Below are 14,834 nucleotides of genomic sequence, written 5' to 3'. Positions count from 1 at the left end.
GACCCGCACGGGGTTATCACGATACATCGCGACCGGTCCGGAGTGTAGCGCAGCCCGGTAGCGCACTTGACTGGGGGTCAAGGGGTCGTCGGTTCGAATCCGGCCACTCCGACCAATTCAAAGTAGGACTTGCCCCCGAAGTCCCCCCTCCAGATGCCCAGGTCAGCCCGGCCAAATCTCGGATCGGGGCAACCATGTCCTCCGCCGCTTGAACTCCGGCTCGGGCGCCAATTCTACCCTTGGCATACATCGACCCATTCGGCGCCGATCAGCTCAACCATGCGCTGCGGCGCAATCCGCACAGCAGCGTTGGTGGCGCCGGCGGCGGGGACGACTTCGTCGAATTCGCGTAGCGACACGTCGCAATAGACCGGCAGCGGCGCCGGCAGGCCGAACGGGCAGACACCGCCCACCGGGTGGCTCGTCGCTTCGACAACCTCCGTGGCATCGAGCATGCGCGGCTTGCCGCCGAACTGGTCCTTGAACTTGCGATTGTCCAGCCTGGCGATGCCGCTGGTCACCACCAGCATGGTGCGGTCGCCGACGCGCAGGCAGATCGTCTTGGCGATCTGGGCCGGCAGCACGCCATGCGCCTCAGCCGCCAATGCCACGGTAGCCGAGCTCGCCTGGGTCACGATGACATCGATGTCGGGTGCGTGGGTGGCAAAGAAGGCACGAACGGAGTCCAGGCTCATATCGAAAAACCCATGGTTCAGAACTTGATGGACGGCAGATAACGGTTCAGCAGCCGAGGCCGCAGCACGCATAAGCACGTGCGATAGACAGATCGGCAAGCGCCAGGCTGAAGCAGACGCTGCGGCAGGGTACAAGAAACCCGCCAAGGGGCCTTGGCGGGTTCTCTGGAATGCCTGGTGCGGATCTACGCCAGTGATCGACCTTGCGCCGCCGGCGTCGGCACAGCCGGGGTGATCAGAGCCTCCTGGGGAAGGTGAAGCGCGGACACAATACGACGCAGCTTCGACGGGTCGGTCACTCTGCCGCTTTCGATATCCTTAATTTCGTCCACCGCCAGGCCGCATGTCAGGGAGAGCTCTTCCACGCTGTAACCGCGGGTCTCCCGCATCGCTCTGAGGGTGCTGTAATCCGGCCCGCTCCCGTTGGTTGCCGGCTCGGAGTGGGGTTCGCTTTTCGCATTATGGGGCATTGGCAACTCCATGACTGAAAGAGTTTGATCAAATGAGGAGTGTTGCCTGAGACGGTCGGGAAGATGCCCTCTCGCCGGCGATTTGCCAAGAGCCAAAAGGGCCGTCACGGGATCGTGAACCAGGGGCCTGGCGCGGCCCTCTCGCGCACACGTCGCGATCAAGTTGTTTTGAAGGCCTGATCAGCCTTTTGCCGGCAGTTTCGCCGCGCCCATTCGTTATCTCCGGGTCGCTGGCCTGTAACCATCCGGTCCCAGCCAGTTCGTTCCCGGAAGGATTTTTTGCAATGAACCTGAAGACAGTCATGGTCGTGCTCGGCACGATTTCCAGCCTTTCCCTCGCCGGCGCGAGCGCCGCCCAAGCCGCGGACGCGCTGCGTGTGCGCGGCACGGTGGTCAGTTTTGAGCCCACGCTGCTCACCGTGAAAACCCGCCAGGGCGATACCGACGCGATCAAGCTCAAGGCCGGCTGGAAGATCTCGGGCGTCGCCAACGCCTCGGCAAAAGACATCAAGCAGGGCGATTTCCTCGGCATTGCCTCCGTTTCGAAAGCCGATGGCGGCAGTGGCGCCCTGGAGGTGGTGGTCTTTCCGGCCGCGCTGAAAGGCACTGGCGAGGGCGACCGCCCCTGGGACCTGCAGCCAAACAGCCGGATGACCAACGGCACCGTTGCCGACGTTACCGATATAAGCGGGCGATCCGTCACGCTGACCTATGACAATGGCCAGACCAAGAAGATTTCGATCCCCGACACCACGCCTGTCGTGACCTTCGCGCCGGCGACACCGACCGACCTCAAGCCGGGTGCGACTGTCTTCGTCACCGCAGAGCGGGGCAGTGACGGGGCGCTGAGCGCCAGCCGCGTCGTGGTCGGAACCAACGGTGTCGTGCCGCCAATGTAGTCGAACAGGCGGCCAATGGCCGCCTCTCGATCTTGCCGTGCATGGTGTCGGGAGGCTGGATTGGTCAGAAACAGTCCAGAAACAAAATTCTATAATCGGGAAATACTGACGAAAAAATTCGGGCGCGTAATTCCATTCGCGGCGGCCGGGCTATCGCCCCGATCCATATGCGCCCGCGAAACAAAAGGAAACGATCCATGAAGAAGTCCCTCCTCTCGGCCCTCGGGCTTGCAGTTGCATTGGCTTTCACGGTGCCCGTCATCGGCGCGACGAGTGCGGATGCGGCCCCGATGGCCAAGCATCATCGTCACCACCATCACCATCGCCACCATGTCCGCCACCACCATCATCACCACCATCACCACCACGTGAAGAAGACGATGAAGAAGGCCTACTAAGCACACCAGACTGCCAACGCGAAGACCGGCCTTGGCTTCTTTGTTCGAGGCTGGCCTTCTCTTGGCAATGCGACGCGAGCGGCAATGCGACGCGAGGCTCGACACGTTTCGGGCCACCAAGTTCGTCGAACGACAGTGTGAGATTTCGGCGCAAATCCCGATACCGCGACCCAGCGAAACCCTTTGCGCGAAGGCAATTTGCGACCAGTCCGGGGACCGGGCCCATTCCTCAGCGCCGGCTGAACAGCAGACTGACGACAAGACCGAGCACCACAAGGCCGACAGTGGCGGCCGCCGCCGGATGGTCGCGGGCCGATCTCTCGATCACCCTGCCCTGTTTGCGGATTGCCGGCATGGCGTCGCGCAGACGCCCGGCAAGATCGGAATAGGTGTCGAGCGCGGCATCGCGACCGTCCTCGTAGTAGGCGCCGCCTCGCCTGGCCACTGCCTTCTTCAGGCTGGTCAATTCCTTGGTGAGAGCCGCGACCTGCCTGTCGAGATCGATGTCGGAGAGGGTCGAAAATGATGCCATGATATGTTTCCTTCATTGCAGAAGGAAACGTAACGCCTCACCGGAAGACGGGTTCCGGTTTTGGCAATATCGATGTCGCTTGGAGCGACGCTCAGCGCACCTGGTCAAGCAGGCGCTTGCATTCCAGGAGGTCGAATAGCGCCTCCTGCAGCAAGGCCCTGTTGTCGCGCGAGAGTTTTGATGCATCCGGCTGCACCGGACCGTCCTCGTCGCTCTTGCCCAGGCCGAAAAAGCGGCGGCTGGGCTTCACCCGCGGCTGGCCGACCAGTTCGTCGTCCATGCCACGCGGCTGGGCCGCCGGTGTCAGCGGCACCTGGTCAGCCTGCCTTCGCTGCGAGATCGCCTCGACGGCGGCCATGTCGCCATTGCCGATGGCAACCAGGAAATGGTTGCCGTTCTCGCGCAACAGCTTCTGCACGCCCTTGATGGTGTAGCCTTGGTCGTAGAGCATGTGTCGGATGCCCTTGATCAGCTCGACATCCTGCGGCCGGTAGTAACGACGGCCCCCGCCGCGCTTCATCGGCTTGATCTGGTTGAAACGCGTTTCCCAGAAGCGCAGCACATGCTGCGGCAAATCGAGATCTTCGGCGACCTCGCTGATGGTACGAAAGGCGTCGGGGCTCTTGTCCATGGGCGAATCCTCACGCTGGACGATGATCCGGCCTACCTGCCGAATCGGGGCTTATTTCAGCGGTTTATGAAGCAATATTCAAGCCCGGCGTCATGGCGGCGGCGGTTTTCAACCGCTCAATAGGACTACTTGCCGCTTTTGGCCTTGCCGCTCTGATGGGAGCGCAGGATACGGCTCTTCAGCACGTTCGACGACTTGAAGGTCATCACCCGACGCGGCAGGATCGGAACTTCCTCACCGGTCTTGGGATTGCGGCCGATGCGTTCGTTCTTGGAGCGGACGTGGAATGTCGCGAAGGACGACAGCTTCACCGTTTCGCCGCGCACGATGGCTTCGCAGATTTCATCCAGCACCGCTTCGACGAGCTCGGCCGATTCAGTGCGCGACAGGCCGACCTTCCGGTAAACTGCCTCGGCAAGGTCGGCGCGCGTAAGTGTCTTTCCCCCCATGCGACCGTCCCATCAGCTCAAAACATAAAATTCGGCACAACAACGGCAGAGCCTAAGTAATTGATCCGTCAAGGTCAAGGACCGAAACCGGACCGTTCGGCACTTACCAGCGAACCAGGACAGCGCCCCAGGTGAAGCCGCCACCCATCGCTTCCAGGAGGACGAGATCGCCCTTCTTGATGCGGCCGTCGGCAACGGCCACCGACAGCGCCAACGGCACGGAAGCAGCCGAGGTGTTACCGTGCAAATCGACCGTAACCACCACCTTTTGCTCAGCTATCCCGAGCTTCTTGGCGGAAGCGTCAATAATTCGTTTATTGGCCTGGTGGGGCACGAACCAGTCGAGATCATCGGCTGAGATGCCGGCTTGCGCAAACGTCGCCTCGATGACGTCGGTGATCATGCCGACCGCGTGCTTGAAGACTTCGCGGCCCTCCATCCGGAGGTGGCCGACCGTACCCGTCGTCGACGGCCCGCCGTCGACGAATAGCTTGTCCTTGTGCGTTCCGTCGGAGCGCAGGCTGGCCGCCAGAACGCCATGGTCGGCGATCGTGCCCGTCCCCTCGCCTGCTTCCAGGATCACGGCACCGGCGCCATCGCCGAACAGCACACAGGTCGAGCGGTCGCTCCAGTCGAGGATGCGCGAGAATGTTTCCGAACCGATCACCAGGACACGCTTGGCCAGGCCGCCGCGGATGTAGAGATCGGCGGTGGTCACGGCATAGACGAAGCCCGAACAGACCGCCTGCATGTCGAAGGCAAAGCCGTGATGCATGCCGAGCCGATTCTGGATCTCGACGGCGGTGGCCGGAAATGTGTTGTTGGGCGTCGAGGTCGCCAGCACGATCAGATCGATATCGGCGGGCGTGAGGCCCGCATTGGCAAGTGCGGCACGTGCCGCCGCTTCCCCCAGCGACGCCGTCGTCTCGTCGTCGCCAGCGATATGGCGCTGGCGAATACCGGTGCGCTGGGCGATCCACTCGTCGGAAGTCTCGACCATGCCTTCGAAATCGGCATTCTTCATGATTCGGCGGGGCAGCGCGGCGCCCGTGCCGCGCACGACTGATCTGATCAAAGTTCTTTCCTATTCCTTTCCGTCGGTGACGACGTCGGATTTCCTAGATGACAGGGCACGCGGGTTGCGCGCATGAAACAGGTCCAGATCGGCCTCGATGCGGTCGAGGAGGTTGTTGCGGACCATGTCATAGCCGAGTTCGATCGCGGCGGCGAACCCGTCAGAATCAGCACCGCCATGGCTTTTGACGACGATGCCGCTCAGCCCCAGGAAAACGCCGCCATTGGAGCGGCCGACATCCATCTTTTCGCGCAGGCGATCGAAGGCGCCCTTGGCGAAGACATAGCCGATCCTGGCCATCAGAGTCCGGCTCATCGCCGCGCGCAGATAGCCACCGATCTGGCGCACTGTGCCTTCCGCCGTCTTCAGCGCGATGTTGCCGGCAAAGCCTTCGGTGACGACGACGTCGACCACGCCCTTGCCGATATCGTCGCCCTCGACGAAACCGTGATAGTTCATCGAGGCCATGTTGGCTTCGCGCAGCATGCGCCCCGCCTCCTTGACCTCTTCCTGGCCTTTGATCTCCTCGACGCCGACATTGAGCAGGCCGACGCTGGGCCTGGCTATGCCGAAGACCGAGCGCGCCATGCCGGTGCCGAGAATGGCAAAATCAATGAGCTGTTGCGCATCGGCCCCAATGGTCGCGCCGACGTCCAGCACCACGCTTTCGCCGCGCAATGTCGGCCAAAGGGCTGCGATCGCCGGGCGATCGATGGTGGCCATGGTGCGCAGGCAAAATTTCGACATCGCCATCAGCGCGCCGGTGTTGCCGGCGGAAATGCAGGCGTCGGCCGTGCCGGACTTGACCGCTTCGACGGCCTTCCACATCGATGACTTCCAGCGGCCGTGGCGCAGCGCCTGGCTCGGTTTGTCGTCCATCCTGACCGCAATTTCGCAATGGAAGAATTCGCTGATCTCGGCGAGCTTGGGAAATTTGGCAAGCTCCGGGCGCACGACCTCCTCACGCCCGAAGATGACGAAGCGGATGTCGGGACGACGGGTCGCGACCGTCATGAGCGCTGGAATGACCACGGCTGGTCCGTGATCGCCGCCCATGGCATCGATGGAAATCCTGATCACGCGGTATTTATCTCACGGTTAGGCGGCAGGTCGCTTTAGCGACCGCGAAGGTTCGGCGAAAATAACGGTTTTGGGCTGCCGCACAACCGACTTTTCCGTCGCGGGCGAGCTTTTCAGGATTTTCCCAGCAAGGATCGCAGTTTTTGCTGAAATTCATTCTCCGCCGGTTCGTTCTCGCTGCCGGCGTTGAGCGATGCGCCCTGCTTGCGCGGATAGGGGTCGATGGCGAGCCCGAAGTACTGTTCGGCGAGTGCCCCGACATCGATCGTGTCACCGGAAAATGTCTCTGGACTGTCAGGGCCTTCCGCGTCGAGCAGGATCTCGCCGCCACCATCGAAACCCTGCCGTCCAAGCTTGGAATCCTCGGGCAGCAAAAGCGCTTCGACGGGTTCGTCGATATGCGCCTCGACAGGCTCGAGCGTGACGATGCAGGCCTGGGTGATGTCGGCTTCGACGCGACCGCTTATCTTCACGCCATTGCGCTTCCACGACGCGACCAGGAGCTCGGCGCGATAGGATTCGACCGAAATCAGCCCGTGTTCCTCGGCCAGCGCCGCACGCTGTGCGGCGTCGGCCTCGATAACCACCGGCAAACCCTTCTGCGGCAGGCGCGTAACGTTGGCGCGGAAGGAGACCGGGCTTTGCGGATCAACATGCTTCATTGTTCAACCTCCTTGGCGGCGGGAAAGGTCAGCGTGCCGGAGACAATCGATTCGGATGTCTGCGCGGCCAGATGATTGCGCGCGTCGGTAACATAGTTGGCCAGCAGCGATGCTTCCGGCCAGGCGCCCGCGTCGGGCCGGACATTGCGGGCAAGAGCCGCGGTCAACCCCTCGCGGTCGTTTCTTTCCAGGGCATCGTCATAAGCAGCGGTTCGGCCATAAAACATCTTTGCCAGCTTTTTCATGCGTTTGGGCACGCCAACGTCGCCAATGCCCAATTCCCGCAACGAATGGTCAACGTCGAGGAAGAACTCGTCGATCAGCACCTGGGCCACCTCTTGCGCCGCACCGCTCTCACCGCGCAACCTGTGCTGGAACAGGAACATGTGCAGCGACAGCATCTCGAAACGGCCAAGCGGCGTGTCTGGCACATTCCAGTGGGAATAAAACACAGTCTGCCGCGCCGCCGCCACGATTTGTGCGTAAAGCGCCTCGGTGATAGCGCGGTTGGCGTAGCGTTCGCGGCCAAAAAAGCGCTGGAACATTGGGGATGGTCTCCTGGGGACCGTTTGTTGAAGTGGGCTTGTTGCATCGGCAAGCAAGCTGGTTTACCGGTTTCGCGGCCCAGCGCAAGTTGCGGCCAGCTAATGGAGTTGTTGTTGCGCGCGCTGAATTTCAAGTCGACCTTCTCGTCCAGGCCCGCCGGCGCGATCTCGCTGCTGATGATCGTTTCGGCACTGTCCGCCTGCCACACCTCCAAGATGATCGGCGACCTCAGCCCGAGTGAGACGCTGACGCAAGGTTACGTCATAGACCAGCAGGCAATCGACCTGGTGCCGGTCGGTTCGAGCCGCGAGCAGGTGCTTCTGGCGCTCGGCACGCCGTCGACGACCGCCACCTTCGACAACGAGGCCTTCTATTACATTTCGCAGACGCGCAAGCGCTACGTCGCCTTCGACAAGCCACGGCTCATTGACCAGCATGTGCTGGCGGTCTATTTCGGCGCCGACGGTCGCGTCACCCAGATCGCCAATTACGGGATGAAGGACGGCAAGATGTTCGACTTCATCTCGCGCACCACACCGACCGGCGGCAAGGACCAGAACTTCCTCAGCCAGATCATCAACGGTGCCAGCAAGCTGGCACCCAGCATTCCAGGCGGCGGCGTCTAATTCCTTTCGGCTTCCATTCCGGAAGCCTCATCATCTCAGGCGACCAAAAACCCGCGGGAGCGATCCTGCGGGTTTTTGTTGTGGCCGGCGGTGCTTAAGCCGTCGAAACCCAAGCCGGGCAGATGAGATGCCGGCGCATTCACCGCATACAAGGCGGAGATCCGCTCGTTAACGTGTGGACATGGCATTGCTCAACAAAAAACCCGCGGGATCGCTCCCGCGGGTTTTTGCGGGCTGAAGCCTCGATCAGCCGTGCGCGAGCACGGCCAGCAGCAGGAGCGCGACGATGTTGGTGATCTTGATCGCCGGGTTGACGGCCGGGCCAGCCGTGTCCTTGTAGGGATCGCCGACCGTGTCACCGGTCACCGAAGCCTTGTGCGCCTCGGAACCCTTGAGATGCTTGACGCCGTCCTTGTCGACAAAGCCGTCTTCGAAGGACTTCTTGGCGTTGTCCCAGGCGCCGCCGCCCGAAGTCATCGAGATGGCGACGAACAGGCCGTTGACGATGACGCCGAGCAGCGAGGCACCAAGGGCGGCAAAAGCGGACGCCTTCGAACCCGAGATCAGCAGCACGCCGAAATAGACGACGAGCGGCGCCAGAACCGGCAGCAGCGACGGGATGATCATCTCGCGGATTGCCGCCTTGGTCAGCAGGTCGACCGCGCGGGCGTAGTTCGGCTTGGAGGTACCGGCCATGATGCCCGGATCCTCGCGGAACTGCTTGCGCACTTCCTCGACGATGGCGCCCGCCGCACGGCCGACGGCCGTCATGGCGATGCCGCCGAACAGGTACGGGATGAGGCCGCCGAAGATCAGGCCGGCCACGACGTAGGGGTTGGAGAGATCGAAGGAGATCTCGCCCATGCCCTGGAAGTAGGGATATTTGTCGCCATTGGCGGCAAAGAACTTCAGGTCGTTCGAGTAGGCGGCAAACAGCACCAGTGCGCCGAGACCGGCGGAGCCGATGGCGTAGCCCTTGGTCACCGCCTTGGTGGTGTTGCCGACCGCGTCGAGCGCGTCGGTGGAGTGGCGCACTTCCTTGGGCAGGCCGGCCATTTCGGCAATGCCGCCGGCATTGTCGGTGACCGGGCCGAAGGCGTCGAGCGCAACGATCATGCCGGCAAGGCCGAGCATCGTCGTGACCGCGATCGCCGTACCGAAGAGGCCGGCGAGCTGATAGGTCGAGATGATGCCGCCGACGATGACGATCGCCGGCAGCGCCGTCGATTCCAGCGAGACAGCAAGGCCCTGGATGACGTTGGTGCCGTGACCGGTGACCGACGCCTGGGCGATGGAGTTGACCGGGCGCTTGTTGGTGCCGGTGTAGTATTCAGTGATGACGACGATGAGACCGGTCACCACGAGGCCGACGAGGCCGCAGATGAACAGGTTCTTGCCGGTAATGACCATGCCGGCGACCGTGCCGATCTCGCCCCAGCCGAGGGTGACCTGGGTGGCGACGCCGAGGCCGACAATGGACAAGAGGCCGGTGACGATCAGGCCCTTGTAGAGTGCGCCCATGATCGAGCCGTTGGAACCGAGCTTGACGAAGAAGGTGCCGACGATGGAGGTCAGGATGCAGGCGCCGCAGATAGCGAGCGGATAAAGCATGGCCGCACCCAGAACGGCGGTGCCGCCAAAGAAGATGGCAGCCAGAACCATGGTGGCGACGACGGTCACCGCATAGGTTTCGAACAGGTCGGCGGCCATGCCGGCGCAGTCGCCGACATTGTCGCCGACATTGTCGGCGATGGTGGCCGGGTTGCGCGGATCATCTTCGGGAATACCGGCTTCGACCTTGCCGACGAGATCGCCGCCGACATCCGCACCTTTTGTGAAGATGCCGCCGCCGAGACGGGCGAAGATCGAGATCAGCGATGCGCCGAAGCCGAGCGAGACCAGCGAGTCGATGACAATACGGTCATTGGGCTGGAGGCCCATGAAGTGGGTCAGGACGAGGTAGTAGATCGACACGCCGAGCAGGGCCAGGCCAGCAACCAGCATGCCGGTGATGGCGCCCGATTTGAAAGCGATGTCGAGGCCGGCAGCGAGGCTGTTCGATGCGGCCTGCGCCGTGCGAACGTTGGCGCGAACGGAGACATGCATGCCGATGAAGCCGGCAGCGCCCGAAAGCACCGCTCCGATCAGGAAGCCGATCGCGGCGGTGATGGACAGCAACCACCAGGCGAGTACGAGGACGACGACGCCAACGATGGCGATGGTGGTGTACTGACGCGCCAGATAGGCTTGTGCGCCCTCGCGGATAGCCGCGGAGATTTCCTGCATGCGTGCATTGCCCTGATCGGCCGCAAGGACCGATCGTGTCGCCCAGATGGCGTAAAGGATTGAAAGCAGGCCGCAGGCGATGACGGCGGAAATAATTGTCATTGCCGGATTTTCCTCGATTGATGGCCCAAAAGAACCCCTCCCTGGGCCGTTGAGACAAAGACCGGACTCCGTGCACGGAATCCGCCTCTTCGCAGCGGTGTATGCGAAACAGGGCTGCGAACGTCAAGATATTGTTCGGTTTTTGCCCGGCTTTCGCCCAAATGGTTCGGGCCAAGCGACGGCCGCCGTCAGCACGCCCCTATTAGATCGATTGAAATTGGCCTGACGCAGGACGCGGCTACTCTGCCTCCCGGCCCATGCGGCGGGCCGTGTAGCGCTCGATGGCCGACAGACCGTCATAGATCAGCACGGCAAGGGCTGCCACGATCAGGCCGCCCTGCAAGATGAAGGCGAGATTGTTGGACAACAGACCGGCGATGATCACTTCGCCCAGCGTCTTGGCGGCCACCGTCGAGCCGATGGTGGCGGTGGCAAGGCTGATCACCACCGACAGCCTGATGCCGCCCAGGATGATCGGGGCGCTGAGCGGCAGCTCGACCTTGGTGAGCCTTTGCCAACCGGTCATGCCGGCGCCGCGCGCCGCCTCGACGACATTGGCAGGCAGCGTCGTCAGGCCGGTCAGCGCATTTTCGAAGATCGGCAACAGGCCGTAGAGAAACAGCGCGATCAGCGTCGGCTTCTCGCCGAAGCCGACGGCCGGCACGGCGAGTGCCAGCACCGCCACCGGCGGAAAGGTCTGGCCAATGTTGACCAGGCTGCGCGACAGCGGCAGGAATTCGGCGCCGGCGGGCCTGGTGACCAGGATGGCAAGCGCCACCGCAACGATGGTTGCCGCCACGGTGGCGATCAGAACCGTGCGCAAATGCAGCAATGTCAGCGTCAGCAGGCTGCCCTGGTTGTAGATCACCGGCGCATTGTTTTCGGTCAGCGGCTTCAGCAGCGGCTCGAACCAGCCGGGATTGGTGACGAAGGCCACGAGCAGCACCACCAAAGCCAGCCTGAGCAGCGATGGAAGCCAGGCCTTCATGCCGGCCTCGCCGCGCGTTTCACTAGGCCGTCGACCGTGACGCGGCCAATTGGCTTGCCGTCGGCGCCTGTGACCGGCAGCGCCGGCCGACCCGACCACAACAATTCGGCCAGCGCGTCGCGCTGGCTGGCATCGCCGGGGATCGCCTCGCCTTCGGCGGAGCCTTTCTCCACGGCATCGCGGACCCGGCCTAGCGACAGCAACCGGAACGGCCTCTCGCTGGCGCCAACCAGAGTCTCGACGAAGGCGCTTGCCGGCTTTGCCAGGATCTCGGCCGGCTTGGCGTATTGCACCAGCTTGCCGGCATCCATGACCCCGATCTTGTCGCCCATATGCACGGCCTCTTCCATGTCGTGCGTGACGAGGATGATGGTGGTGCCGAAGCGCTTCTGGATCGCCAGCAGATCTTCCTGCGCCTTAGTGCGGATGATCGGGTCGAGGGCGCCGAACGGTTCGTCCATCAACAGCACGTTGGGCTCGGCGGCGAGTGCGCGAGCAACGCCGACGCGCTGCTGCTGGCCGCCGGACAGTTCGTGCGGATAGCGCGGCCCGAAGGCTTCGGGGTCAAGTTGATAGAGCGTCATCAATTCGTCGACCCGGGCCTTGATACGGTCCTTGTCCCAACCAAGCAGGACCGGCACGGTGGCAATGTTCTGTGCCACCGTGCGATGTGGAAACAGGCCGTGGCCTTGGATGGCGTAGCCGATGCTGCGGCGCAGCTCGTAGCCGGGCAGCGAGCGGTTGTCGGCGCCATCGAGCTTGATGATGCCCGAGGTCGGCTCGACCAGCCGGTTGATCATGCGCAGCAGCGTCGTCTTGCCGGAACCGGACGTGCCGACAATGACGGCGATGGAGCGCGGCTCGATGACCATCGAAACGTCATCGACCACGGTCGTCGCGTCATAGCGCTTGGTAATGCCTTCGATCTCGATCATGCCGTTTCAACCCTGCGCCTGGTGGCGGTCATTTCGATCACCGCATCGAGGATGATGGCGGCGGCAAAGGCGAGTGCGACCGTTGGCACCGCGCCGAGCAGCACAAGGTCCATCGCCGTCTGGCCCACACCCTGGAAGACGAACACGCCGAAACCGCCGCCGCCGATCAGCGCGGCAATGGTGGCGAGGCCAATGTTCTGCACCAGAACGATGCGGATGCCGGTGAGGATGACAGGAAAAGCCAGCGGAAACTCGACGCCGAACAGGCGCTGCCTGTCGGTCATGCCCATGCCGCGTGCCGCGTCGTTGGCCGCGCGCGGCACGCCGGCGAGACCGACCACGGTGTTGGCCACCACCGGCAGCAGCGAATAGAGGAACAGCGCGACGAAGGCGGGTGCGGTGCCGATGCCGCGAATGCCGAGCGCGGCAGCCCCCGGCACATGCGTGGCCACCCAGCCGAGCGGCGCGATCAGCAGGCCGAACAGCGCGATCGAGGGAATGGTCTGGATGATGTTGAGCACGTTGAGAACCCCGGCCCGCAGATTTTCGACGCGATGGCACAGGATGCCGAGCGGCAGGCCGACGATCACCGCGGCCGCCAGCGAACCGAGCGCCAGCGTCACATGCTTGGAGCCCTCCGCCCAGAAACTGTCGGCGCGGTTGAAATATTCCTTCAGGATCGACAGATTGTCCCAGCTTCCCGAAATCAACAGCAGCCCGATCGCCAAAGCTGAAGCCACAAGCACGCCAACCCGTGCCAATGGCGACAGGTTCAGGCGTGTCAGCACATCGGCGAGCAAAAGCGTGAAGGCAAAAATCAGAATCCAGAAACCGGAGGCTGGCGAAATCCGGGCAAAGGTGTTGCCCGCCGGCGTGAGAAATGTGCCGGCGACGCCGATCAGCAGCGCGAGCGCGGCAAGCGCCGCCACGCTGGCGGCAAGGCGCAGCACAAGCGGTGTTTTGAACAGAGCAATGAGTGCGGCAACGACAATGATGGCGAGCAGCAGCGCCCCGGTGGTTGCCGGCAGCGCCTCGAGAATCGAGCGCGCCTGGCCGGGGACGATGCGGTTGGCGCGGAACGTGGCAAAGGGCGCGGCGAAAGCCGCGTAGGCTGATATCGCGGCAATGACCACGCCGAGCTTGTCGAATCGGATGTTCATGGCGCGCGCGCCTGCAAAGCGACGTACCCTGAGGAAGATGCAGCTACAGGATTGTGACGTCTGCGCGAGGCGCCCCCCTCTGGCCTGCCGGCCATCTCCCCCTCAAGGGGGGAGATCGGATGCCTCGATGGCTTTCGCCAACTTTCAGCAGTGCAAGCTGAGTTCCGGCGCCGACGCCGCCAATCTCCCCCCTTGAGGGGGAGATGTCCGGCAGGACAGAGGGGGGTGCTTGGCACCAACGTCACTTTGTTGAAACGCGCGGACTACTTCAAAAACCCGTTCTTCTTCAAAAAGTCTTCGGCGACGCCCTTGACCGGCTCGCCGCCGACCTGCACGCGACCGTTCAGCTCCTGCAGCGTGACGAGGTCGAGCTTGGCGAAGACCGGCTTCAGCAGCGTCTCGATCTCGGGATGTTCCTTCAGCACCGCTTCGCGGATGATCGGCGCCGGCTGGTAGACCGGCTGCACGCCCTTGTCGTCGTCGAGCACGACGAGCCCGGACGGTGCGATGCCGCCATCGGTGCCGTAGACCATGGCTGCATTGGCGCCATTGGTCTGGTTGGCGGCTGCGGCGATGGTTGCCGCGGTGTCGCCGCCCGAGAGGGTGATCAGTTGCTCAGGCTTCAGCGTGAAGCCATAGGTGGTCTGGAAGGCCGGCAGGGCGGCAGCCGAGTTGACGAATTCGGCGGAAGCCGCCAGCACCACCTGACCGCCGCCGGCGACATATTTGCCGAAGTCGGTGAGCGTGGCGAGCTTGTTGGTCTCGGCAACCTCCTTGCGCAGCGCGATCGCCCAAGTGTTGTTGGCGGGCGACGGCGACAGCCAGACGATCTTGTTGGCGTCATAGTCGAGCTTCTTGGCCGTCTCATAGGCCTTGGCGGCATCTTTCCAGATCGGATCGTCGGCCTTCTCGAAGAAGAAGGCGGCGTTGCCGGTGTATTCGGGATAGATGTCGATCTCGCCGGCGGTGATGGCCTTGCGCACCACCGGCGTGCCGCCGAGCTGGATACGGTCAGATGTCTTGATGTTGTTGGCGTTGAGGACGAGCTGGATGATGTTGCCGAGCACGCCACCCTCGGTGTCGATCTTCGAAGAGACAACCACCTGGGCATTGGCGGAAGCCACCGTGATGCCGAGCGCCAATGCCGCGCCGGCCAGAAACTTGACTGAAAACATCGTGAAAACCCCTTGCTATGAACCGAAATGCGGTGGCCGCATATGAGCATGGCTTCAACGGCCAGTCGGGGCACACGGTTTCATAAGAAAGGGGATCAGCGCAATATTTTTGTTCCAAAGGCCGT

General features: G+C 62.9%; 17 protein-coding genes and 1 tRNA gene. 4 read left to right on the top strand and 14 right to left on the bottom strand.

The features are described 5' to 3' along the window. Nucleotides 1–38: 38 nt before the first annotated feature. A tRNA-Pro gene (locus EOA16_RS12045) sits at nt 39–115 on the top strand. Between the two features lie 118 nt (nt 116–233). Here the strand turns inward: EOA16_RS12045 and EOA16_RS12040 are convergent. Beyond that, complete coding sequence (locus EOA16_RS12040; RefSeq protein WP_127258187.1) at nt 234–695, bottom strand: YbaK/EbsC family protein; 462 nt, start codon at nt 693–695, stop codon at nt 234–236. A 185-nt stretch (nt 696–880) separates the two neighbouring features. Next, nucleotides 881–1,165: a helix-turn-helix transcriptional regulator gene (locus tag EOA16_RS12035; RefSeq protein WP_127258185.1), complete on the bottom strand. Its 285-nt coding sequence runs from the start codon at nt 1,163–1,165 to the stop codon at nt 881–883. Between the two features lie 284 nt (nt 1,166–1,449). Here EOA16_RS12035 and EOA16_RS12030 point away from each other — a divergent pair, with 284 nt between their 5' ends. Next, nucleotides 1,450–2,064: a hypothetical protein gene (locus EOA16_RS12030; protein ID WP_127258184.1), complete on the top strand. Its 615-nt coding sequence runs from the start codon at nt 1,450–1,452 to the stop codon at nt 2,062–2,064. A 197-nt stretch (nt 2,065–2,261) separates the two neighbouring features. Next, nucleotides 2,262–2,462 (top strand): hypothetical protein, encoded by a 201-nt coding sequence (locus tag EOA16_RS32605; RefSeq protein ID WP_164754230.1) that lies wholly within the window; start codon nt 2,262–2,264, stop codon nt 2,460–2,462. A gap of 229 nt (nt 2,463–2,691) precedes the next feature. Here the strand turns inward: EOA16_RS32605 and EOA16_RS12020 are convergent, their stop codons facing one another. From EOA16_RS12020 to EOA16_RS11990, 7 genes are all read right to left on the bottom strand, one after another. Then, nucleotides 2,692–2,994 (bottom strand): hypothetical protein, encoded by a 303-nt coding sequence (locus tag EOA16_RS12020; RefSeq protein ID WP_127258180.1) that lies wholly within the window; start codon nt 2,992–2,994, stop codon nt 2,692–2,694. A gap of 91 nt (nt 2,995–3,085) precedes the next feature. After that, nucleotides 3,086–3,625, bottom strand: coding sequence for a MerR family transcriptional regulator (locus EOA16_RS12015; RefSeq protein WP_023810244.1), 540 nt, complete (start codon nt 3,623–3,625; stop codon nt 3,086–3,088). A 125-nt stretch (nt 3,626–3,750) separates the two neighbouring features. Continuing rightward, complete coding sequence (locus tag EOA16_RS12010) at nt 3,751–4,074, bottom strand: integration host factor subunit alpha (RefSeq protein WP_013532231.1); 324 nt, start codon at nt 4,072–4,074, stop codon at nt 3,751–3,753. Nucleotides 4,075–4,177: 103 nt separating this feature from the next. Beyond that, nucleotides 4,178–5,149, bottom strand: coding sequence for a beta-ketoacyl-ACP synthase III (locus EOA16_RS12005; protein ID WP_127258179.1), 972 nt, complete (start codon nt 5,147–5,149; stop codon nt 4,178–4,180). A 9-nt stretch (nt 5,150–5,158) separates the two neighbouring features. After that, nucleotides 5,159–6,229: a phosphate acyltransferase PlsX gene (gene plsX, locus EOA16_RS12000; RefSeq protein WP_127258178.1), complete on the bottom strand. Its 1,071-nt coding sequence runs from the start codon at nt 6,227–6,229 to the stop codon at nt 5,159–5,161. Nucleotides 6,230–6,342: 113 nt separating this feature from the next. Further along, entirely contained in the window at nt 6,343–6,891 is a 549-nt protein-coding gene (locus EOA16_RS11995; RefSeq protein ID WP_127258176.1) for a DUF177 domain-containing protein, read from the bottom strand. Then, nucleotides 6,888–7,436 (bottom strand): ubiquinol-cytochrome C chaperone family protein, encoded by a 549-nt coding sequence (locus EOA16_RS11990; RefSeq protein WP_127258357.1) that lies wholly within the window; start codon nt 7,434–7,436, stop codon nt 6,888–6,890. Before EOA16_RS11990 ends, EOA16_RS11995 begins: the two co-directional genes overlap by 4 nt. 114 nt (nt 7,437–7,550) lie before the next feature. Here EOA16_RS11990 and EOA16_RS11985 point away from each other — a divergent pair, with 114 nt between their 5' ends. Beyond that, a complete protein-coding gene (locus EOA16_RS11985; protein ID WP_023810238.1) occupies nt 7,551–8,063 on the top strand; it encodes an outer membrane protein assembly factor BamE in 513 nt (170 codons plus the stop codon). Between the two features lie 246 nt (nt 8,064–8,309). Here EOA16_RS11985 and EOA16_RS11980 read toward each other — a convergent pair whose 3' ends face one another. The 5 genes from EOA16_RS11980 to EOA16_RS11955 form a co-directional block, all read right to left on the bottom strand. After that, nucleotides 8,310–10,451 (bottom strand): sodium-translocating pyrophosphatase, encoded by a 2,142-nt coding sequence (locus EOA16_RS11980; protein WP_127258175.1) that lies wholly within the window; start codon nt 10,449–10,451, stop codon nt 8,310–8,312. 238 nt (nt 10,452–10,689) lie between these two features. Continuing rightward, the gene (locus EOA16_RS11975; protein ID WP_023810236.1) at nt 10,690–11,439 is read right to left on the bottom strand and encodes an ABC transporter permease; all 750 of its coding nucleotides are present in this window, start codon (nt 11,437–11,439) and stop codon (nt 10,690–10,692) included. Further along, nucleotides 11,436–12,374, bottom strand: coding sequence for an ABC transporter ATP-binding protein (locus tag EOA16_RS11970; RefSeq protein WP_127258173.1), 939 nt, complete (start codon nt 12,372–12,374; stop codon nt 11,436–11,438). Before EOA16_RS11970 ends, EOA16_RS11975 begins: the two co-directional genes overlap by 4 nt. After that, on the bottom strand, nt 12,371–13,534 hold the full coding sequence (locus EOA16_RS11965; protein ID WP_127258172.1) for an ABC transporter permease: 1,164 nt from the start codon (nt 13,532–13,534) through the stop codon (nt 12,371–12,373). The genes EOA16_RS11970 and EOA16_RS11965 overlap by 4 nt, the downstream gene beginning before the upstream one ends. Nucleotides 13,535–13,797: 263 nt before the next feature. Further along, nucleotides 13,798–14,709 (bottom strand): ABC transporter substrate-binding protein, encoded by a 912-nt coding sequence (locus EOA16_RS11955; protein ID WP_127258171.1) that lies wholly within the window; start codon nt 14,707–14,709, stop codon nt 13,798–13,800. Between the last annotated feature and the right edge of the window lie 125 nt (nt 14,710–14,834).

This window comes from Mesorhizobium sp. M7A.F.Ca.US.008.03.1.1, assembly GCF_003997495.1.
Taxonomy (GTDB): domain Bacteria; phylum Pseudomonadota; class Alphaproteobacteria; order Rhizobiales; family Rhizobiaceae; genus Mesorhizobium.
This window is presented reverse-complemented; position numbering and strand designations above follow the sequence as displayed.